The organism is Mycolicibacter heraklionensis (genome assembly GCF_001021505.1).
Lineage (GTDB): Bacteria > Actinomycetota > Actinomycetes > Mycobacteriales > Mycobacteriaceae > Mycobacterium > Mycobacterium heraklionense.
In genome coordinates this window covers 124,473-145,574 of the sequence record NZ_LDPO01000008.1, presented here as the reverse complement: position 1 = coordinate 145,574, position 21,102 = coordinate 124,473, and the positions used below count along the sequence as shown (strand labels likewise).

The 21,102-nt window shown below is 68.2% G+C and carries 20 protein-coding genes and 2 tRNA genes; 13 read left to right on the top strand and 9 right to left on the bottom strand.

The annotated features are described in order from the left end of the window. Positions 1–48: 48 nt before the first annotated feature. Positions 49–120 (top strand) — tRNA-Gln (locus ABW16_RS11895). Positions 121–193: 73 nt separating this feature from the next. Beyond that, positions 194–266: transfer RNA gene (locus ABW16_RS11890), tRNA-Glu, on the top strand. 72 nt (positions 267–338) lie between these two features. On the opposite strand, the gene ABW16_RS11885 is transcribed toward ABW16_RS11890, so the two are convergent. Together ABW16_RS11885 and ABW16_RS11880 are read right to left on the bottom strand one after the other, a co-directional pair. Beyond that, positions 339–839: a PPOX class F420-dependent oxidoreductase gene (locus tag ABW16_RS11885; protein ID WP_047319362.1), complete on the bottom strand. Its 501-nt coding sequence runs from the start codon at positions 837–839 to the stop codon at positions 339–341. 100 nt (positions 840–939) lie between these two features. Beyond that, entirely contained in the window at positions 940–1,641 is a 702-nt protein-coding gene (locus ABW16_RS11880; protein WP_047319361.1) for an IclR family transcriptional regulator, read from the bottom strand. A 55-nt stretch (positions 1,642–1,696) separates the two neighbouring features. Between ABW16_RS11880 and leuC the strand changes: the two genes are divergently transcribed. From leuC to ABW16_RS11865, 3 genes are all read left to right on the top strand, one after another. Beyond that, a complete protein-coding gene (gene leuC / locus ABW16_RS11875; RefSeq protein ID WP_047319433.1) occupies positions 1,697–3,115 on the top strand; it encodes a 3-isopropylmalate dehydratase large subunit in 1,419 nt (472 codons plus the stop codon). Positions 3,116–3,153: 38 nt separating this feature from the next. Further along, positions 3,154–3,750 carry a 3-isopropylmalate dehydratase small subunit gene (gene leuD, locus ABW16_RS11870; protein WP_047319360.1) on the top strand — a complete coding sequence of 199 codons (597 nt, stop codon included), beginning with the start codon at positions 3,154–3,156 and terminating at the stop codon, positions 3,748–3,750. A gap of 188 nt (positions 3,751–3,938) precedes the next feature. Continuing rightward, a complete protein-coding gene (locus tag ABW16_RS11865; RefSeq protein WP_047319359.1) occupies positions 3,939–4,622 on the top strand; it encodes an HU family DNA-binding protein in 684 nt (227 codons plus the stop codon). A gap of 48 nt (positions 4,623–4,670) precedes the next feature. Here the strand turns inward: ABW16_RS11865 and mutT1 are convergent, their stop codons facing one another. From mutT1 to cofC, 3 genes are read right to left on the bottom strand one after another with little or no spacing between them, the layout of a single operon-like run. After that, a complete protein-coding gene (gene mutT1 / locus ABW16_RS11860; RefSeq protein ID WP_047319358.1) occupies positions 4,671–5,603 on the bottom strand; it encodes an 8-oxo-(d)GTP phosphatase MutT1 in 933 nt (310 codons plus the stop codon). 55 nt (positions 5,604–5,658) lie between these two features. Beyond that, on the bottom strand, positions 5,659–7,866 hold the full coding sequence (locus tag ABW16_RS11855; protein ID WP_047319357.1) for an RNA degradosome polyphosphate kinase: 2,208 nt from the start codon (positions 7,864–7,866) through the stop codon (positions 5,659–5,661). Then, on the bottom strand, positions 7,859–8,545 hold the full coding sequence (cofC, locus tag ABW16_RS11850; protein WP_047319356.1) for a 2-phospho-L-lactate guanylyltransferase: 687 nt from the start codon (positions 8,543–8,545) through the stop codon (positions 7,859–7,861). Before cofC ends, ABW16_RS11855 begins: the two co-directional genes overlap by 8 nt. Positions 8,546–8,610: 65 nt before the next feature. On the opposite strand from cofC, the gene ABW16_RS11845 reads away from it, so the two are divergent. Next, entirely contained in the window at positions 8,611–9,639 is a 1,029-nt protein-coding gene (locus tag ABW16_RS11845) for an NAD(P)H-dependent glycerol-3-phosphate dehydrogenase (RefSeq protein ID WP_047319355.1), read from the top strand. A gap of 135 nt (positions 9,640–9,774) precedes the next feature. Next, positions 9,775–10,887, top strand: a complete 1,113-nt coding sequence (locus ABW16_RS11840; protein WP_047319354.1) for a D-alanine--D-alanine ligase family protein — start codon at positions 9,775–9,777, stop codon at positions 10,885–10,887. A gap of 70 nt (positions 10,888–10,957) precedes the next feature. Here the strand turns inward: ABW16_RS11840 and ABW16_RS11835 are convergent, their stop codons facing one another. Continuing rightward, positions 10,958–11,503, bottom strand: a complete 546-nt coding sequence (locus ABW16_RS11835) for a DUF3515 domain-containing protein (RefSeq protein ID WP_052956870.1) — start codon at positions 11,501–11,503, stop codon at positions 10,958–10,960. Between the two features lie 39 nt (positions 11,504–11,542). Here ABW16_RS11835 and ABW16_RS11830 point away from each other — a divergent pair, with 39 nt between their 5' ends. After that, positions 11,543–12,520, top strand: coding sequence for a thiamine-phosphate kinase (locus tag ABW16_RS11830; RefSeq protein ID WP_268768034.1), 978 nt, complete (start codon positions 11,543–11,545; stop codon positions 12,518–12,520). Positions 12,521–12,526: 6 nt separating this feature from the next. Further along, on the top strand, positions 12,527–13,207 hold the full coding sequence (locus ABW16_RS11825) for a uracil-DNA glycosylase (RefSeq protein WP_047319353.1): 681 nt from the start codon (positions 12,527–12,529) through the stop codon (positions 13,205–13,207). Between the two features lie 71 nt (positions 13,208–13,278). Here the strand turns inward: ABW16_RS11825 and rpmB are convergent, their stop codons facing one another. Further along, a complete protein-coding gene (rpmB, locus tag ABW16_RS11820; protein WP_047319352.1) occupies positions 13,279–13,470 on the bottom strand; it encodes a 50S ribosomal protein L28 in 192 nt (63 codons plus the stop codon). A 193-nt stretch (positions 13,471–13,663) separates the two neighbouring features. Between rpmB and ABW16_RS11815 the strand changes: the two genes are divergently transcribed. From ABW16_RS11815 to ABW16_RS11805, 3 genes are read left to right on the top strand one after another with little or no spacing between them, the layout of a single operon-like run. Further along, complete coding sequence (locus ABW16_RS11815) at positions 13,664–15,304, top strand: DAK2 domain-containing protein (RefSeq protein ID WP_047319430.1); 1,641 nt, start codon at positions 13,664–13,666, stop codon at positions 15,302–15,304. A 2-nt stretch (positions 15,305–15,306) separates the two neighbouring features. After that, complete coding sequence (gene recG, locus ABW16_RS11810) at positions 15,307–17,538, top strand: ATP-dependent DNA helicase RecG (protein ID WP_047319351.1); 2,232 nt, start codon at positions 15,307–15,309, stop codon at positions 17,536–17,538. Next, positions 17,535–18,251, top strand: a complete 717-nt coding sequence (locus ABW16_RS11805) for an HNH endonuclease family protein (protein WP_047319350.1) — start codon at positions 17,535–17,537, stop codon at positions 18,249–18,251. The genes recG and ABW16_RS11805 overlap by 4 nt, the downstream gene beginning before the upstream one ends. 14 nt (positions 18,252–18,265) lie before the next feature. On the opposite strand, the gene ABW16_RS11800 is transcribed toward ABW16_RS11805, so the two are convergent. Both ABW16_RS11800 and ABW16_RS11795 read right to left on the bottom strand, forming a co-directional pair. Beyond that, positions 18,266–19,105: an aldo/keto reductase gene (locus tag ABW16_RS11800; RefSeq protein ID WP_047319349.1), complete on the bottom strand. Its 840-nt coding sequence runs from the start codon at positions 19,103–19,105 to the stop codon at positions 18,266–18,268. A 1-nt stretch (position 19,106) separates the two neighbouring features. After that, positions 19,107–19,952: an aldo/keto reductase gene (locus ABW16_RS11795; protein WP_200900652.1), complete on the bottom strand. Its 846-nt coding sequence runs from the start codon at positions 19,950–19,952 to the stop codon at positions 19,107–19,109. Between ABW16_RS11795 and ABW16_RS11790 the strand changes: the two genes are divergently transcribed. Next, the gene (locus tag ABW16_RS11790; RefSeq protein WP_047319348.1) at positions 19,951–21,054 is read left to right on the top strand and encodes an alpha/beta hydrolase; all 1,104 of its coding nucleotides are present in this window, start codon (positions 19,951–19,953) and stop codon (positions 21,052–21,054) included. The genes ABW16_RS11795 and ABW16_RS11790 overlap by 2 nt on opposite strands. Positions 21,055–21,102: the final 48 nt, after the last annotated feature.

Sequence of the window (21,102 nt, the reverse complement as noted above, 5' to 3'; positions counted from 1 at the left end):
GCCAGCAGTGCCCACCCGGCACTCTGACCAGCGGTAATGGCCGGCCAATGGGGTATGGTGTAATTGGCAACACAGCTGATTCTGGTTCAGCCATTCTAGGTTCGAGTCCTGGTACCCCAGCAAAAACGGTCCGCTGCAAGCGATTAGGCGGGCCGTGCGGGTTGGGCTATGCTGACAACCCGGAAATGTTCTAGCCCCCGTCGTCTAGCGGCCTAGGACGCCGCCCTCTCACGGCGGTAGCGTGGGTTCGAATCCCATCGGGGGTACATCGCAAAAGGCCCGCACCTTCTCGGAGGTGCGGGCCTTTTTGTGGGTCTGTCTAAGGCCGAGTGGGTGGTTCAGTCGCCCTTCGGGGCGGTGGAACCAGACAGCGGCATTGCCGGCAACCCGAGCTTGCGGTGGTCCCAGGAGCGAGTGCGGCGTGTGACGATGCGCACAGCGACCCGGTTGTTCATCATCGCGTCGACGCCGGGCTTCATCTCGTCGGTGTAGGGACCGGTGTAGCGCTCCCAGATGCTGACGCCTACCCGGAAGAGGGTGTCGGGGTCATCGACGATCTCCGCGACGCCCTCGAAGGCGGCCCCGCGCAGCGTGTCGTACGTCTGGCCGGCCTCCAGAAGGAAGGTGACCCGCGGATCGCGGCGCAGGTTGACCGCCTTCTGGGACTTGGCCTTGGTCTCGATCCAAATCTCGCCGTCGAGCACCGCGTACCACATGGCGGTCAGATGGGGCTGGCCGTCGGGCCCGATGGTGGCCAGCGTTCCGGTGCGGTGACTGTTGACGAAATCAGCGACCTCGGCCTCGGTCATGACGATCTGTGCGCGCTGTTTGGTTCCCATAGCAGCAGTCTGTCAGGCGGACCGGACCCTCAGGCGAGCGGACGCGGAATCGCACTGAACCGGCCAGTGGCATGCGATTCTGTGGCTGCTCGCGTCCGGGTTACAGCCGCTCGGCGAGCGCGTCGGCCGCCGCGAGCAGGTCGGCGGCCCAGCGCGCGCCCGGGCGGCGCCCCATCCGGTCGATCGGACCCGACACCGAGATCGCTGCCACCACGGTGCCGCGGTGATCGCGCACCGGTGCCGACACGCTGGCCACCCCGGGCTCGCGTTCGGCAACGCTTTGTGCCCAGCCCCGCCGACGCATCTCCGAGAGGGTGCGGCTGGTGAACTTGGCCTCCGCCAGCATTTCCTGTTGCACGGCCGCGTCGGCGTAGGCCAGCAGGACCTTGGCGCCCGAGCCGGCCGTCATCGGCAGCCGGGCACCGACCGGAACCGTGTCGCGCAGCCCCGCAGGCGGTTCCAGCGCCGCAACGCAGACCCGTTCGGAGCCCTCGCGGCGGTACAGCTGCACGCTCTCCCCGGTGATCTCTCGTAACCGTGGCAGCACCGCCGCGCCGGCCGCCCGAAGCGGATCGTCGGCGCGAGCCGCCAGTTCGCTGACCGCGGGACCGATCTGCCAGCGACCCTCGTTGTCGCGTCCGAGCAGCCGGTGGGTTTCCAGGCCTGCGGCCAGCCGGTGTGCGGTGGCGCGCGGCAGGCCGGTGCGGTCGCACAGTTCGGCCAGCCCGCACGGCGATTCGGCAACTGAGTGCAGTACTGCCAGCGCTTTGTCCAGAACGCCGATGCCGCTATGCTGTCCCATATACAGATACTAGCGTCTCAAAATATGAGACGACATAGATTGAGGGATGGCAGTGATGTTCAAGACCGAGCAGCCTCGCACCCTGGCCGAGAAGGTCTGGGCAGACCACGTCGTGGTTTCCGGCGGCGGAACCGAACCCGACCTCATCTACATCGACCTGCACCTGGTTCACGAAGTCACCAGCCCGCAGGCCTTTGAGGGACTGCGGCTGGCCGGTCGTGGAGTGCGGCGCCCGGATCTGACCATCGCCACCGAGGACCACAACGTGCCGACGGTCGATATCGACAAACCGATCGCCGACCCGGTGTCGCGCACCCAGGTCGAGACGTTGCGGCACAACTGCGCCGAGTTCGGCATCCGGTTACATCCGATGGGCGACATCGATCAGGGGATCGTGCACATCATCGGGCCGCAGCTGGGGCTCACCCAGCCGGGCACGACGGTGGTGTGCGGCGACAGTCACACCTCCACCCACGGCGCGTTCGGTGCACTGGCGATGGGTATCGGCACCTCGGAGGTCGAACACGTGCTGGCCACCCAGACGTTGCCGCTGAAGCCCTTCAAGACCATGGCGGTCAATGTCGACGGGCGACTCGCCGACGGCGTGACGGCCAAGGACATCATCTTGGCGGTGATCGCCCAGATCGGTACCGGTGGCGGCCAGGGCTACGTCATCGAATACCGCGGCAGCGCCATTGAGGCGCTGTCGATGGAGGCCCGGATGACGATCTGCAACATGAGCATTGAGGCCGGTGCCCGGGCCGGCATGGTGGCCCCCGACGAGACCACGTACGAGTACCTGCGGGGCCGGCCGCACGCACCGACCGGTGCGGACTGGGACGCCGCCGTGGCCTATTGGAGCGGCCTGCGCACCGATCCGGGTGCGGTGTTCGACGCCGAGGTCCACCTGGATGCGGACGCGCTGACGCCGTTCGTGACCTGGGGCACCAACCCCGGCCAGGGCGTCCCGCTGGGCGCCCAGGTGCCCGACCCGGAGTCGATCAACGACGAGGCCGAGCGGCGGGCCGCGGAGAAGGCGTTGGCGTACATGGACCTTCAACCGGGGACGCCGATGCGCGACATCACGGTCGACACGGTGTTCGTCGGGTCGTGCACCAACGGTCGCATCGAGGACCTGCGCGCGGCGGCTGATGTGCTGCGCGGACGCCAGGTTGCCGACGGGGTGCGGATGCTCGTGGTGCCGGGTTCGATGCGGGTGCGCAATCAAGCCGAAGCCGAAGGCCTCGCGGAAGTCTTCACCGCCGCCGGCGCCGAGTGGCGCCAGCCCGGCTGCTCAATGTGCCTGGGCATGAACCCGGATCAGCTGGAGCCGGGCCAGCGGTCCGCGTCGACGTCCAACCGCAATTTCGAGGGCCGGCAGGGCAAGGGCGGACGCACTCATCTGGTTTCCCCGGTCGTGGCGGCGGCCACCGCCGTCCGTGGGACGCTGTCGGCCCCCCAGGACCTGAACTGACTTGAACTGACCGCCACGGGATTAAAAGGAGCCTAGTCATGGAAGCTTTCCACACCCATACCGGAATCGGAGTCCCGCTGCGGCGGTCCAATGTCGACACCGACCAAATCATCCCCGCGGTCTATTTGAAGCGCATCACCCGGACGGGATTTGAGGACGGCCTGTTCGCCACCTGGCGCACCGATCCGTCCTTCGTACTGAATCTCAGCCCTTTCGACCAAGGTTCGGTGCTGGTGGCCGGGCCGGACTTCGGCACCGGATCGTCACGGGAACATGCGGTGTGGGCGCTGCTCGACTACGGGTTCCGGGTGGTGATCTCCTCCCGATTCGCCGACATCTTCCGGGGCAATGCCGGCAAGGCCGGCCTGCTGGCGGCCCAGGTGGCCCAAGATGATGTGGAACTGCTGTGGAAAGTCATCGAGCAGAGCCCGGGGCTGGAAATCACTGTCAATCTTCAAGATCGGAATATCACCGCCGGAACGGTGGTGGTGGCGTTCACGATTGACGACTACACCGCCTGGCGGCTGTCTGAAGGACTCGACGATATAGGCCTTACGCTGCGGAAACTCGACGATATCGATTCTTTCGAGGCTGCCCGACCGAGCTGGAAACCGCGCACCTTGCCCGCTTCTTGAGGGGCCGCGCCGGAGCTGAATTCCGGTAGGTACGACGCTCTCGTCAGCGTCCAAGGGCGGTAACCGGATTGCCGAATTCGCCCATAATCTCATCTGAAATTGCGCGTGGCTCTTGGATATCAGTGGTATCAGGGTTTACCGTGTGCTCTAGTCGGCTCAAGTAGGGCCACTGGTTTCGGAGGGATTGGATGAACAAAGCAGAGCTCATCGAGGTGCTCACAAAGGAATTGGACACCGACCGCAGGTCGGCGACTGAAGCCGTCGAGCATTTCGTCAATGCCATTGTGCGCGCCGTCCACAAGGGTGAGAGCGTCACCATCACCGGGTTCGGCGTTTTTGAGCGTCGTCGTCGCGCCGCACGCGTGGCCCGCAATCCCCGCACCGGTGAAACGGTCAAGGTGAAGCCGACGTCCGTTCCCGCATTCCGCCCCGGTGCGCAGTTCAAGGCGATTGTTTCTGGCGCGCAGAAGGTCCCGTCCGAGGGGCTCGCCGTCAAGCGCGGTGCTGGTGCCAGCGCCACTGCCGCCAAGAAGGCCCCGGCCAAGAAGGCCACCAAGGCCGCCGCGAAGAAGACTGCCGCCAAGGCTCCGGCCAAGAAGGTTGTCGCGAAGAAGGCAGCGACTAAGGCTCCGGCCAAGAAGGCTGTGACCAAGGCTCCGGCCAAGAAGGTCGTTGCGAAGAAGGCAGCGACTAAGGCTCCGGCCAAGAAGGCTGTGACCAAGGCTCCGGCCAAGAAGGTCGTTGCGAAGAAGGCAGCGACTAAGGCTCCGGCCAAGAAGGTCGTTGCGAAGAAGGCCGCGACCAAGGCCGTGGCGAAGAAGGCTCCGGCCAAGAAAGCCACCAAGGCGCCGGCCCGTAAGGGTCGCAAGTAGCAACGAATAGCCGAGCGCCGCGGGGTTATCCCCGCGGCGCTCGGTCGTTCATACCAGTGCTTGGGTAGCCAGCGGACTACCGATGTGGTCCGCGGCCACCAGTCGGCCGCCCGACAGCGACAGCCCCCAGGTGCTGCCCTTGCGGTTGCGGGACTTGTCTGGGCTGACACCGTCGCGCTCGCACCACCAGGCGATCAGGTCCGGAATCACCTTGCCCTGAGTACAGATCACCGGTGTGCCGCCCAATTGCGCGATCTCGACCACCCTACGGCGGGCCCTTTTCGGGTTGTCGCCGTAAGACTCCTCGGTCAGCGTGGGCTCGTTGTGCACCGCCACCCCGAGTTCGGCGGCCAACGGCTCCACAGTCTGCTGACAGCGCACCCGGTCGGCCGCGTACACCGCGGTCGCGCCGAAGGCCAGCAGCTGATCGGTGAGCGCCTCGGCCTGCGCACGGCCCCTCTTGTCCAGCGGCCGCTGGCGGTCGTCGCCGGAGAACCGGGAACGACGCCCAGCGGTACCGTGCCGCACGATCAACACCGTTTCGGTGTCCGCAGGCTGCTTGGCGAACCGCCGCAATATCTTCCGGTCGTAGGCATACTGCAGTTCCTTCATGGCGGCATCGACCGGTAGCCAGACCAGGTCGTCGACCTCGTGATTGGGCACGAAGTCACCGCCCACCGCCCGCGCGGCCCAGTACCGCACCTTCTTGACGCCCTGGGTGACCGGATAGCGGACCGCTCCCAGCCGACGGCCCAGGTGTGCGTGCTGGCCGGTCTCCTCCAGGATCTCCCGTACGGCTGTCACCGGTTCGGTCTCACCGGGATCGACTTTGCCCTTGGGCAGTGACCAGTCGTCGTAGCGCGGGCGGTGGATGAGGGCCACTTCGACGGTATTGCGCCGTGTCCGCCACAGCACCGCACCGGCGGCGTGGACGACCTTGTCCACCGTCCCGGAGCCATTCGACACTGTCGTTTCGAGCACCTTGCACTCCTGCAGGTCAATTCGGGCTTCGTGGGCGGTGGTGGGCCGCCGGACATCAGGGATTGCGATGTCGGTCCATCAACGACGCCTGGTGATCGCGCACCGTGGCGCCGGCCTGCGGTTCCGCCGTCCACTGACCGTCTGGCCCGAGCTCCCAACAGCGGGTCGCCGGATCCATTGCCGAGTCGAACACATCGCTCAGTTGTGCGGCCAGCCGTGGATTCTTCACCTGCACCATCACTTCGACCCGGCGATCCAGATTGCGGTGCATCATGTCGGCGCTGCCGATCCAGAATTCGTCGATGGCGCGGAAGTGGATGATGCGGGAGTGCTCCAGGAATCGGCCGAGAATCGATCGGACGAGGATGTTTTCGGAGAAACCCTCCACTCCGGGCCGCAGTGCGCAGATTCCGCGGACGAACAACTCGACTCGCACTCCGGCTCGAGAGGCGCGATAGAGCGCATCGATCACCTGCTCGTCGACCAGTGAGTTGAGCTTGAGCCTGATCCGGCCGTTGCCGGAATCGCGGTGTGCCGCGACCTCGCGTTCGATGCGTTCGATGATCCCGGTCCGTACACCGTGCGGGGCCACCAACAGGTTGCGGTAGGCGACTTTCCGCGAATAGCCGGTCAACGAGTTGAACAGGTCGGTCAGGTCGGCACCGATGTCCGGGTCGGCGGTGAGCAGACCCACATCTTCGTAGAGACGCGCGGTCTTGGAGTTGTAGTTGCCCGTGCCGATATGGCAGTACCGCCGGATCGTCGAGCCCTCGCGGCGCACGACGAGGCAGACCTTGCAATGGGTCTTCAGACCGATCAGCCCGTACACCACGTGCACACCGGCCTGCTCCAGCTTGCGCGCCCACTTGATATTGGCCTGCTCGTCGAACCGGGCCTTGATCTCGACAAGAGCCACCACCTGCTTGCCGGCCTCGGCGGCGTCGATCAGCGCGGTGACGATCGGTGAATCGCCGGAGGTGCGGTACAGCGTCTGCTTGATCGCCAGCACGCCCGGGTCGGCGGCCGCCTGCTCGATGAACCGTTGCACGCTGGTGGCGAATGAGTCGTAGGGGTGGTGTACCAGCACATCGCCCTCGCGCAGGGTGGCGAAAATGCTTTTGGGGGTTTCCCGTTCGGCGAACGCCGGGTGGGTGGCCGGGACGAAGGTACGGTCCTTGAGATCGGGCCGGTCCTGGCCGTAGACCTGCCACAGCGACGACAGGTCCAGCAGGCCGGGCACCTCGATGACGTCACCGGGGTCCACGTCGAGTTCGCGCAGCAACAGCTCCAGCATGTGCTCGGTCATGTCATCGGCGACCTCAAGGCGCACCGGCGACCCGAACCGGCGCCGCGCCAACTCGCGTTCCAAGGCCTGCAACAGATCTTCGTCGCGGTCCTCTTCGACCTCGAAATCGGCGTTGCGGGTGATACGGAACGCGTGATGCTCGACGATCTCCATGCCGGGGAACAACACCGGTAGGAACGCCGCGATCAACTCCTCCATCGGCAGGAAGCGGACCTCGCCACGGCTGTCGCCGCCGCTGGCGCCGGCATCGAGTTCGACGAAACGGTCGACGTTGTCGGGGACTTTGACCCGCGCGAAGTGACTTCCGCCGTCCTCGGGACGCTTGACCGTCACCGCCAGGTTCAGGCTGAGCCCGCTGACGAACGGGAACGGGTGCGCCGGGTCGACCGCCAGCGGCGTCAGCACCGGGAACACCTGCTCGTGGAAGTACACCGACAACTGGTCACGTTCGGCCGGCAGCAGGTCGGCCCACGTCACGACGTGGATGCCTTCGGCGGCCAGCGCCGGACGGACCGAGTCGAGGAACACCCGTGCGTGGCTGGTGGCGATCTGCTGGGTCTGCTCGCCGATGCGGCGCAGTTGCTCACGCGGGGTCAGGCCGTCGGCCGAGCGCACCGACAAGCCCATCTCGTCACGGCGTTTGAGGCCGGCGACCCGGACCATGTAGAACTCGTCGAGATTGGAAGCGAAGATCGCCAGGAACTTGGCGCGCTCCAAGAGCGGCAATGAGGTGTCGGCGGCCAGCGCCAACACCCGCGCGTTGAAGTCCAGCCAGCTCAGTTCACGGTTGAGGTAGCGGTCCGCGGGCAGTTCGTCGTCATCGGCGGCCGGAAGACTCTCGGTGGCAGCGGGTGGGGCGGTCGGAGCGGCGTCGTGCGGGCGCCAGTCGGTCGTGTCGGCACGCGCCTCGGTGAGTTCGCTGCCCTCAATTTCGTCCACGGGGAAATCATTACTCATCCCGCGTGGTGCTGCCACCGGACTTGGCGTGCGCGAGTGCGCGGGCCGTTGCCGTGCCGACTCCGAGCCGCCGCGCTACCGCCAGATCTTCCGGGGTGTCGATGTCGCAGCGCAGCCCGGGCCAAGCGCCGGTGAGCTCCAGCGCACCTGACTGCCGGTGCCGATTCGAGGAGTCCCGGCCGAAGCGGGGGTCCAGGGCGGTGCCGAATGCGAAAAGCGCCGCAGTGCCCATCCCATGCCGGTCGGCGACGAAGCTGCGCTGGTGTGTCCGTGCGGCGGCGATCGCCTCGTCCAGTTCGTAGGATTGCAGAGCCGGTAAATCACCCTGCAACACAACGATATTCGGCACCGAACCGCTCACCGCGGCTTCGGCTGCGGTGAGCGCGTTGTTCAGCGGGTCGCCGTGGCCATCCGGAGTCGGATCCTCCAGCACCTCGGCGCCCAGCTCGGCGGCCGCCGCGGCGGCCGCCTCATCGGGGGTGACCACGGTGATGTGTTCCAATCCCCGCGCGGCCGACGCCGCGCTGATGGTGTCCACCAGCATGGCCAGCACCACGGCCTCGCGCAGCGGCGCCGGAAACGCCGGCGCCAGCCTGGTCTTGGCCACGCTGAGCCGTTTGACGGCGATGATCAGACCGATACCGGATTCTTCGGCCTGTGTTGACTGCACAACAGACATCCTGCCAGCGTCGGGTTCGGCGGCTCGCGCGTTAGGGTGATGCGCCTATAGGGAGGTGGTGTGCGATGGTCGGCACCGAGGGCACGGTCGCGGTGATGGGCGCGGGTGCGTGGGGCACGGCTCTGGCCAAGGTGCTCGCCGACGCCGGCAGCGAAGTCAGGCTCTGGGCACGCCGGCCCGACATCGCCGCGCAGATCAACGACACGCGACACAACCCCGCCTACCTGCCGGGCTTCGCGGTACCGGACGCGGTACGCGCCACCAGTGATCCGGCCGAGGCGCTGGACGGCTTGACCACCGTGGTGCTGGCCGTGCCGGCGCAGACCATGCGGGCCAACCTGCAGGCATGGACGCCGCACCTGACCGACAGCGCCACCCTGGTGAGCGTCGCCAAGGGCATCGAACTGGGCACGCTGATGCGGATGAGCCAGGTGATCGCGGCGGTGACGGGATTCGACCCCGGTCAGGTCGCGGTGGTGTCCGGTCCCAACCTGGCGGCGGAGATCGCCGCCGGGCAGCCCGCGGCCACCGTGGTCGCCTGCACTGACTCCGGCCGGGCGGTGGCGCTGCAGCGGATGCTCAACACCGGCTACTTCCGGCCTTACACCAACGCCGACGTCATCGGCACCGAGATCGGCGGCGCCTGCAAGAACGTCATCGCGTTGGCCTGCGGAATGGCGGCCGGAGTGGGCTTGGGTGAGAACACGGCGGCCGCCATCATCACCCGGGGCCTGGCCGAGATCATTCGCCTGGGAGTCGCGCTGGGCGCCAAGGGCGCCACCCTGGCCGGCCTGGCCGGCGTGGGCGATTTGGTGGCCACCTGCACATCGCCGCATTCGCGCAACCGCTCGTTCGGCGAGCGGCTCGGCCGGGGCGAGGAGATGCCGCCGGTACCCGGGTCGACGGGGCTGTCGAGCACCACAGACGGCCATGTGGTCGAAGGGGTGACGTCGTGCCAGTCGGTGCTGGCGCTGGCCTCGAGCTACGACGTGGAGATGCCGCTGACCGACGCCGTGCACCGGGTCTGTCACAAGGGTTCGTCGGTCAGCGAGGCGGTGGCGCTGCTGCTGGGCCGTCGCACCAAACCGGAGTGAGCCGCGCCCGTTTGATGGGGCGGTCCAGCTTCGCCTCTCCTCCGTCGAGGCTCGCTAACCGCCCGGGTTTATGGGGCGGTCCAGCTTCGCCTCTCCTCCGTCGAGGCTCGCTAACCGCCCGGTACCCTCTGGCGTGTGAATTCCCACGAACGCACCCGCGTGGCCGTCGTCTTCGGTGGCCGCAGTAGCGAGCACGCCATCTCCTGCGTCTCGGCGGGCAGCATCCTGCGCAACCTGGACCCGCAACGCTTCGAGGTCGTCGCAGTAGGCATCACCCCGGAGGGGGCGTGGGTGCTCACCGACGGTGACCCGGAAACGCTGGCGATCACCGACCGGCAACTGCCGGCGGTCAGTGCGGCCTCGGGCGCCGAACTGGCGCTGGCGGCCGACCCGCAGCGGGCCGGTCAGCTGGTCGCGTTCTCCGCTGCCGGGCCCGCAGAGGTGCTGGAGTCGGTCGACGTGGTGTTTCCGGTGCTGCACGGCCCCTACGGCGAGGACGGCACCGTGCAGGGACTGCTGGAGTTGGCCGGGGTGCCGTATGTCGGTGCCGGCGTGCTGGCCAGCGCGGCGGGCATGGACAAGGAGTTCACCAAGAAGCTGCTGGCCGCCGACGGCCTGCCGATCGGCCCCTACGCGGTGTTGCGGGCCGCCCAGCAGACCTTGTCCATCGACGATCGGGAGCGGCTGGGGCTGCCGCTGTTCGTCAAACCCGCGCGCGGCGGGTCCTCGATCGGGGTCAGCCGGGTGACGTCGTACGACGAGCTGCCCGCAGCGATCGCCGAGGCACGCCGGCACGACCCGAAGGTCATTGTCGAGGCCGCGATCGTCGGCCGGGAAATCGAATGCGGGGTACTGGAGTTCCCCGACGGCACGGTGGCCGCCAGCACGGTGGGGGAGATCCGGGTGGCCGGCGTGGCTGACCGTGACGACTCGTTCTACGACTTCGCCACCAAGTACCTCGACGATGCGGCCGAACTCGACGTGCCCGCCAAGATCGCCGACGAGGTCGCCGAAGCCGTGCAGCAGTTGGCGATTCGGGCGTTCGCCGCGCTGGACTGCCAAGGGCTGGCCCGGGTGGACTTCTTCCTGACCGATGCCGGCCCGGTGATCAACGAGATCAACACCATGCCCGGGTTCACCATGATCTCGATGTACCCGCGGATGTGGTCGGCCAGCGGCGTCGACTACCCAACGCTGCTGGCGACGATGGTCGACACCGCCCTGGCCCGCGGGGTCGGATTGCGTTAGCCCCTTTTGCAGCGAGTGTGCGTGTCCCCGGCCGACACGCCGCGGGCGCAAGCGTTTTTGCGCACGTTCACTAGGCCGGTGGGCCCGGCCTGATCGGCACCGCGTCCACGGTCTCGGCGATCAGATCCGACACCTCCTGAATCGGCGTGGGCCCTGACCCCGGCGGCAGTGTCAGCGCCAGATAGATCTTCCGGTCCACCACATACCAGGTGGCGCGCTCGCCTTCGCGGACCTCGAACCACTGCACGTGATCGACCACCTGGATGGGTGAGCCCACCACGAAGTCGGCCGGCCGGTCCAGCCCGCAGCGCAGCACCACCGCCTCGCCGTCGTCGGCGGTCCAGGCCGCGGCGCCCTGCGGCGCCGGTGCGGCGAGCTCGGCGCGCTGGTAGTCGCCCAGCTGTGGCGGCAGCGCGTCGAGGATGGCACGGCAGTCCGCGCTGTCGGCGTGCGGGGCCGGCACTGTCGCGACCGGGACCGGTGCAGCCGGTCGCTTGCCCGGCTGGTGGAGCGCGGCGACCGTCAGCGCCGCCAATACCGCGGCGATGGCGACCACCAGTGCAACGATCAGCGCGAGTCGCGGCGGTCCGTCCGCGTCGTTCTCCGGATTGGTCAAGGCCCGCCTACCGTTCTGATCACACCTACACTCCAGGCTGTGCGCGGTAACGAGCCCACGCTGGGTCAGCTTGGAGAGTTTCCCATGATCGACCGGCTGGTGGGCGGGCGACGTCAGCCCGCCACCACGCAGCTGGGCCCCGGGGACGATGCGGCGGTGGTGCAGTGCGCCGACGGCCGGGCCGTGGTGTCCACCGACATGCTGGTGGAAGGCCGGCACTTCCGGCTGGACTGGTCAACCCCACAGCAGGTCGGGCGCAAGGCGATCGCGCAGAACGCGGCCGATATCGAGGCGATGGGTGCGCGCCCCACCGCGTTCGTCGTCGGTTTCGGTGCGCCGGCCCGAACTCCTGCCGCCGACGCCGCCGCACTGGCCGACGGGATGTGGGCCGAGGCGGAGCGCCTGGGGGCGGGCGTGGCCGGTGGTGATCTGGTCCAGGCCGACTGCTGGGTGGTGTCGGTGACGGCGCTGGGGGACCTGGGCGGTCGGATGGCGGTGCTGCGGTCTGGAGCGCGGCCCGGGGCGACGCTGGCGGTGGCCGGGGAGCTGGGCCGCTCGGCGGCGGGGCTGCGGCTGTGCAGTGACGGCGTGGGCTCAGCGGAATTTGCGGAGCTGAGGCGGCGGCATCTGGTCCCGGAGCCGCCGTACGGGCAGGGCACGGCGGCGGCCGACGCGGGGGCGCAGGCAATGACCGATGTCTCCGACGGCCTGATCGCCGATCTGGGGCACCTGGCCGCCGCGTCGCAGGTGACGTTGGACGTGTCCACGGCGGCGCTGGAGCCCGATTACCGTGCCGTGGCCCCCGCGGCTGCCGCCGTCGGTGCCGATGCGTGGTCGTGGGTGCTGGGCGGGGGAGAAGACCATGCCCTGGTCGCCGCGTTCTCTGGTGTGGTGCCCTCCGGTTGGCGGGCCATTGGGCAGGTGCTGGCGGGGCCGGCGCGGGTGCTGGTCGACGGGGCGGTGTGGGACGGGGAGGCGGGCTGGCAGTCGTTTGATTCCGGCGCCCCATTACGTTGAGACACCATGACTGCGCGTCCACTTCCTGAACTTGTCGAAAGCGGTTGGGCCAGTGCGCTGGCGCCGGTGACCGATCAGGTCGCTTCGATGGGACAGTTTCTGCGGGAGGAGGTCGCGGCCGGACATCGCTATCTGCCGGAGGGGAAAAACGTACTGCGCGCGTTCACCTTTCCCTTCGACCAGGTCCGCGTGCTGATCGTCGGACAGGACCCGTACCCGACGCCCGGTCATGCGGTGGGTCTGAGCTTCTCGGTCGCTCCGCACGTGCGCCCGCTGCCGCGCAGTCTGGAGAACATCTTCACCGAGTACACCGCGGATCTGGGCTATCCGAAGCCGTCCAACGGCGATCTGTCCGTGTGGGCGCAGCGAGGCGTGCTGCTGCTCAACAGGGTGCTCACCGTGCGGCCGGGCACCCCGGCATCACATCGCGGCAAGGGCTGGGAGGCCGTCACCGAATGTGCGATCCGCGCGTTGGTGGCCCGCAGTCAGCCGATGGTGGCGATCCTGTGGGGACGCGACGCGGGCACGCTCAAGCCGATGCTGTCGGACACCTGCGTCGCGATCGAGTCACCGCACCCGTCGCCGCTGTCGGCGTCGCGCGGGTTCTTCGGATCGCGGCCGTTCAGTCGCGCCAACGAGCTGCTGGCGCAGATGGGCGCCGAGCCGATCGACTGGCGACTGGAGTAATACGGCTCAGGCAGTCGCGCACACCGGCGTAGGAGGGACGGGTGTCCCGCCACGCGGTCTAAAGAGCGGACTCAGCCGCGGGAGACCTTGCCGGCCTTGATGCACGAGGTGCAGGCGTTCAGGCGCTGCTTGTTGCCGCCGGGACGAGCGGCGTGCACGACCTGAACGTTCGGGTCCCACCGGCGGCTGGTCCGACGGTGCGAGTGGGACACCGACTTGCCGAAGCCGGGGCCCTTTCCGCAGATATCGCACACGGCAGCCATATGTGACACTCCTCAAAACGTCTGCTTGAGGGCCAACGACCTCAGCGGGTGGCCCGACAACCTGATCAGGATACCCGCCCGGCGGGGCAACCACCAAAACGCCCCATTCCGGCCGGACGTACGTGACCTGTGCTGTCGCCGGGAGTGATTAGGCTTGCGGCCACCGGAGGTGGCGGCAGGAAGGTGGGTGGAGGTGGGCAACCCCGATCGTCGGCTGGATGCGGCGACCCTGCGGGACTGGGCACACACTGCCGTCGGAGACCTGATCACCCACACCGACGAGATCAACCAGCTCAACGTGTTCCCGGTCGCCGATTCCGACACCGGAACCAACATGCTGTTCACCATGCGTTCGGCCCTGGCTGAGGCCAACACCGAGGCCGGCTCGGGCCAAGTGGGCCGGGTCGCGGCCGCGCTGTCATCCGGGGCGTTGCACGGTGCGCGCGGCAACTCCGGGGTGATTCTGTCGCAGATCCTGCGCGGCCTGGCCGATGTGACCGCGGCCGACACGGTAGTCAGCGTCATCGACGCCGCGCTGCTGGGCGCCGGTCTGCGGCACGGGGTCGAGCTGGTGATCACCTCGATGGGCGGCCGGGAGGTCCCTGGCACCATCGTGTCGGTGCTGCAGGCTGCCGCCGCAGCCGTCGAGCGGAGCGCGGCGCAGGGGGCCGAGTTGGGCCCGGCGCTGGTGGCCGGCACCGATGCGGCGGCCGAGGCGCTGGAGGCGACCACCGCACAGCTTGACGTGCTCGCCGAGGCCGGGGTGGTCGACGCGGGCGGCCGCGGGCTACTGGTGCTGCTCGACGCGCTGCGCTCGACGATCACCGGACAGGCGCCGGTTCGCGCGGTGTATCAACCGTCTCCCCGGCCCCGGCCGCCGGAAGCGGGCACCGAGGCACCCGCGCCGCAGTTCGAGGTGATGTACCTCCTCGGCGAGTGCAGCCCCGAAGACACCGAAGCCCTGCGTGAACGGCTGACCCAGCTCGGCGACTCGGTCGCGATCGCGACCTCGGGGGTGGTCGGCGGGTATTCCGTGCACGTCCATACCGACGACGCCGGTGCGGCCGTTGAGGCCGGCCTGGCCTTCGGCCGGCCGCGACGGATCCAGATCTCGGCCCTGGCCGGGGCCACCGGCCCGTCCCCGGGCAGCTGGGCACGGGAGCGTGCGGTGCTGGCCGTGGTCGACGGCGACGGCGCCGAGGTGCTGTTCGACTCCGAAGGCGCCTGCGTGCTGCGGCCCGACCCGCACAGTGCCGAGCCGGTCATGATGGTCACCGCCCAGCAGCTGTTGCGGGCGGTGGTGGACACCGGCGCAGCCCAGGTGATGCTGCTGCCCAACGGCTATGTCGCCGCCGAGGAGTTGGTGGCGGGCTGTACGGCGGCCATCGGCTGGGGTATCGACGTGGTGCCGGTGCCGACTGGCTCGATGGTGCAGGGATTGTCCGCCCTGGCGGTTCACGATCCGGGCCGGCCGGTGGTCGATGACGGCTACACCATGGCCCGGGCAGCCGGCAGCACCCGGCTCGGATCGGTCCGGGTGGCTACCGAACAGGCGCTGACCTGGGCCGGTGCCTGCCAGCCGGGTGACGGCCTGGGCATCGCCGGCGACGAGGTTCTGATCGTGGCCCGCGATGTCGGCGCGGCGGCGATCGGTCTGATCGATCTGCTGCTGGCGGCCGGCGGTGAGCTGGTGACGGTGTTGTTCGGGGCCGGTTTCGATGGGGAGATCATGGATGTCTTGGCCCGGCACGTGCACGATCAGCACCCGGGAACCGAACTGGCGACCTACTTCACCGGCCATCGGGGGGACGCGCTGCTGATCGGGGTCGAGTAGCGATGGTCACGTTGGCCGACCGGCTGGACTGCGTGGTGGGTTCTGATGCCGCCGGCAAACTCGACGAGTTCTTCGGCATCCGTACCGTCGACGACCTGCTGCGGCACTACCCGCGCAGCTACGTCGAGGGCGCAACGAAACGCGGCCTCGACGACGCCCAGGCGCTCGAAGGCGAACACATCACGCTGGTCGACACCATTGCCACCGCCGTGGCCAAACCGATGAGGACTCAGCCGGGCCGGCGACCCAACGAATACCTGGTGATCACCCTGGGCAGCGGCCAGAAAAAGGTCAGCGCCACGTTCTTCAACGCGCGCGGCCTGAAATACAAACTCACCCCCGGGACCCGGGTGATGCTGTCCGGCGAGGTGGGCTATTTCAAGCGCAAGCTGCAACTGACCCATCCCGACTTCCTCATCCTGGACGCGCCGGACAAGGACAACTTCGGCAGTGACTCGCTGCGCAACATCGCCGATGCGTCTCAGGCGATCAGCGGCGAAGTGCTGCAGTCGGAGTTCGAACGGGCCTGCTATCCGATCTACCCGGCCAGCACCAAATTGCAGAGCTGGGACATCTTCGCCTGTGTGCGACAGGTTCTCGAAGTGCTCGACCCAGTACCGGATCCGCTGCCGGCCGCATTGCTGGCCGAACGCGGCCTGATCGGCGAGGACGAGGCGCTTCGCGCGATCCACTTGGCCGAGAGCGCTGCCCAGCGGGCGCGGGCCCGGGAGCGACTGACCTTCGACGAGGCGGTCGGGCTGCAGTGGGCGCTGGCTATCCGCCGCAACGGCGAGCTCTCCGAGTCCGGGCCGCCGGCCCCGGCCCGTACCGACGGGTTGGCCGCGGAAATGGCGGCGCGGCTGCCCTTCGAGCTGACAGCAGGTCAGCAAGAAGTGCTCGGTGTATTGCGATCTGAACTGGCCGCAACCCGCCCGATGAACCGGATGCTTCAGGGCGAAGTCGGTTCCGGTAAGACGATCGTGGCACTGCTGGCGATGCTGCAGATGGTCGACGCGGGTTATCAGTGCGCGCTGCTTGCTCCGACCGAAGTGCTTGCCGCCCAGCATGTCCGGTCGATTCGAGACATGCTCGGACCGCTGGCCCTGGGGGGACAGCTCGGCGGCGCGGACAACGCCACCGCGGTGGCGTTGCTCACCGGGTCGATGTCGGCGCCCGCCAAGAAGCAGGTCCGTGCTGAGATCACCAGCGGCACAGCCGGGATCGTGGTCGGTACGCATGCCCTGCTGCAGGACGCCGTGGCGTTTCACAACCTGGGCATGGTGGTCATCGACGAGCAGCATCGCTTCGGCGTGGAACAGCGAGACCAATTGCGCGCCAAGGCGCCCGAGGGCATCACCCCGCATCTGCTGGTGATGACCGCCACGCCGATCCCGCGGACCGTCGCGCTGACCGTCTACGGCGATCTGGAGACTTCCACGCTGCGTGAGCTGCCCCGTGGGCGCCAGCCGATCCGGTCCTCGGTGATCTTCGAAAAGTCCAAACCGGCCTGGCTGCAGCGGGCCTGGCAGCGCATCCGCGAGGAGGTCGCAGCCGGCCGGCAGGCATATGTGGTGGCGCCGCGCATCGATGAGACCGACGAATCTGCGCAGGCCGGTGAACAAGAGCAGGGCGAGGCCCGCCCGTCGGCGACGGCGGTAGACCTCTACCAGCGCCTGGGAGCCGGGCCGCTGGCCGGATTGCGGCTCGGTTTGATGCATGGCCGGTTGTCCGCTGACGAGAAGGACGCGGTGATGAGCGCGTTCCGAGCGGGGACGGTGGACGTGCTGGTGTGCACCACCGTGATCGAGGTGGGCGTCGATGTGCCGAACGCGACGGTGATGGTGGTGGCCGATGCCGACCGGTTCGGCATCAGCCAGCTGCACCAGCTGCGCGGACGGATCGGGCGTGGCGAGCACGCCAGCCTGTGCCTGCTGGTCACCGCGGCCGCCGAGGGCTCCCGGGCCGGCAAGCGACTGGAGGCCGTGGCCGGCACGCTGGACGGGTTCGCGCTGGCCGATCTGGATCTGCGGGAGCGCGGTGAAGGAGATGTGCTGGGCCGCAACCAATCCGGTTGGCGCGGTGGCCTGAAGTTGTTGTCACTGGCCGACCACGGCGAGGTCATCGAGGCGGCCAGGGCGTGGTGCGACAGGGCCTTCGCAGCCAACCCGGGTGATCCGGGCCCAACGGCGCTCGCTGCGCAGTTCACCGACATCGAGTACCTGGACAAGGCATGAACCCGAATCGCAAGACCCTGCTGTGGCTGGCCGTGGCGGCGGTGCTCGCCGTACTGGTGGCCTACCAGACGGTGTCTGCAGTGGGGCATCGCAGCCGTGCCCTGGCCGCGCAGGCGGGCATGCCCATCGTGGCGCCCGGCACCGATGTCCTGGCCGGCATCACGGTGGTTCCGGCCCGCACCCACCGCTACGACTACCGTCGCTCGCTGTTCGGCGACGCCTGGGATGACGACAACGACGCACCGGGCGGACACAACGGTTGCGACACCCGCGACGACATCCTGAACCGCGATCTCGTGGACATCACCCACGTGTCGACCAAACGCTGCGCCGGCGCGGTGGCCAGCGGAACCCTGCATGACCCTTACACCAACGCCGTCGTCGCCTTCACCCGCGGCGCGAAGGTCGGTGAGGCGGTGCAGATCGACCACATCGTGCCGCTGGCCTACGCCTGGGACATGGGTGCCTCCGCCTGGCCGTATCGCCAGCGGTTGCGCTTCGCCAACGACCCCGCCAACCTGCTGGCGGTCGCCGGGCAGGGCAACCAGGACAAGGGCGACGCCGGCCCGGGGCAGTGGATGCCGCCGAACAGATCGTTCGCCTGCCAGTACGCCGTCGCCTACCTAGCGGTCCTGCGGGGCTACGCACTGCGGCTCGATCAGCCGTCAGCCGACGTGCTGCGCGAGGCCGCGGCCACCTGCCCGACCGGTTAGTCGCGCGGACGGAATCAGATACCGGCGTAGGTCAGCGGGTCTTCCCGCACCCGAGTGCCGTCATTGAGCCCGCCCAGGCTCGCCATGTGCTCGTCGGCCAGCTCGAAGCCGAACACGTCGAGGTTGGCCGCGATGCGCTCCGGCTGGGCCGACCGGGGGATCACCACGTTGCCCAGTTGCAGACTCCACCGGATCAGCACCTGCGCCGGGGTCTTGCCGTACTCGCCGGCGATAGCCGTCACCGTCGGATGGTCGAGCAACCGGCCCACCGCCAGCGGGCTGTAAGCCTCCGTGACGATGCCGCGCTCGGCGTTGGCGGCACGCAGCTCCGCCTGGTTGAGCAGCGGGTGCAGCTCGATCTGGTTGACCGACGGCGTCTCGAACGCCAGGTCGATCACGTCGTCGAGGTTTTCCGAGGTGAAATTGCACACCCCGATGGACCGGGCCAGTCCCAGCTCCCGGAGCTGGATCAGCCCGCCGAAGCTGTCGACGTACATGCCCAGCGACGGAGCCGGCCAGTGGATCAGGTAGAGGTCCACATAGTCCATTCCGAGCCGCTCCAGGCTTCCCTTGCAGGCTTCGATGGCGGCGGTCAGCCCCTGGTCGGCGTTCGCCAGCTTGGTGGTGACGAACACCTCATCGCGGGGGATCCCCGATGCGGCGATCGCCCGGCCCACCGCGGCCTCGTTGCCGTACACCTTGGCGGTGTCGATCAACCGGCAGCCCAGCTCGAGCGCGGTCGAGACCGCCCGCTCGGTTTCGGCGTCGGACAATTCGGCCACCCCGATGCCCAGCGTCGGCATGGTGCGGTCGTCGTTGAGGGTGACCGAAGGGATCGCAGTGCCCGACGTCATTTCACCTACCTGTGTAATCGAAGGTTCGCGGATCGGGTCCCAGTCGGGCGCCGTCGTCAAGCGAGGATATCTCGGCCATCTCTCCTGTGCCGAGTTCGAAGTCGAAGACGTCGAAATTGCCGACGATGCGCTCCGGGTGGACCGATTTCGGAATCACAATATTACCCAGTTGGAGATGCCACCGGATCAGCACCTGCGCCGGTGTCTTGTCGCAACGGCGCGCCACCTCGGTGACCTTCGGATGCGCCAGCAGCGAACCCCGACCCAGCGGCGCCCAGGCTTCGGTGGCGATCCCGAGGCGAGCGTGCACCTCACGCAGTTCGGCTTGGTTGAAGCGCGGATGTAGCTCGACCTGGTTGACGACAGGCACGATCCCAGTTCCGTCGATGAGCGTCTCGAGGTGTTCAGGCGCGAAGTTGCTCACCCCGATCGAGCGGATCCGGCCCTGATCCCGCAGGTGGGCCAGCGCCCGGAAGGTCTCGACGAATTTGCCGCGGGCCGGCAACGGCCAGTGGATCAGGTAGAGGTCCAGGCATTCCAGGCCGAGCCGGTCCATGCTCGCCTCGAATGCCCTCAGCGTCGAGTCGTAGCCCTGATCGGAGTTCCACACCTTGGTGACCACGTACACCTGGTCGCGCGGCAACCCTGATGCCGCGACGGCACGACCGATCTCCCGCTCGTTTCCGTACAGGGCCGCAGTGTCGAGGTGGCGGTATCCGGCCGCAAGTGCGGTACTGACCGCCTGCTCGGTCTCGGCGGGCGAAATCTTGTAAACCCCGAAACCGACGCTGGGGATGGAATTACCGTCGTTGAGCGTGACCGAGCGCAAGTTATCTCCAGCAGCCATGACACGAAGTCTGCCAGGCGACCCCGGTTCCGGACCGGGTGCGCGATGGACCGACCAGCTGCGGAGCACCCTCATGACCGTCGGCATGAAGGCGGTTCCGATGCTGCCTATCGGGGTACAGCGGGCGCTGACCGGCGGACGGTCGGTGACCATCGACGGCACGACGTTGGACCCCACCCTGCGGTTGACGCTGGCCGCGCAGCGCGCGATGGGCATCAACGGCTTGGTCATCGGCGACGACGCGGATGCTTCCCGCGCCCGGCTACGCGAGACGACCGCCGGGCTCGGCGGCGGCGATATCCACGTCGACGTTCGCGACATCGTGTTCCCCGGACCGGCCGGCGACATCACCGCCCGGCACTACCGTCCGGTCGGTGGTGGTGCCAAGCCGCTGCTGGTCTTCTACCACGGTGGCGGATTCGTGATCGGCAACCTGGACAGTCACGACGCGATCTGCCGGTTGACCTGCCGGGACGGTGACATCGCGGTGCTCTCGGTGGACTACCGGCTGGCGCCCGAGCATCCCGCACCGGCGGCGCTCGACGATGCCTTTGCCGCATTCCGATGGGCCCATGACCACGCCGCGGAGCTGGGTGGCATCCCGGGACGGGTTGCCGTCGGTGGGGACAGCGCCGGCGGCAACCTGGCCGCCGCGGTGGCACTGCTGGCACGTGATGAGGGGGGACCGGCGCCCATCCTGCAGTGGCTGATCTACCCGGTGACCGACCAGACCGCCCAGACCCGCTCACGGACGCTGTTCGGCGACGGCTTCCTGCTGACCAAGCACGACATCGAATGGTTCACCAGCCAATACGTGGGCACCTCGAAGCTGGACCCGACCGACCCGCGGGTGTCGCCGTTGCTGGCCGGCGACCTGTCCGGGTTGCCGCCCGCGCTGGTCGTGGTCGCCGGTTTCGACCCGCTGCGTGACGAGGGCGAATTGTTCGCGGCGGCGCTGCGTGACGCCGGAGTGGTGGTCGACCTGCGGCGGATGCGGTCGCTGACGCACGGCTTCATCAATCTGTTCGGCCTGGGCGGCGGCAGCGCCACCGGCACCTCCGAGTTGATCTCGGCACTGCGCGCCCACCTCAGCCGCGGCTGAGGCTCCCGGCCCACGCCGGTACGCTGAACCGCAAAACCGACCACCGAA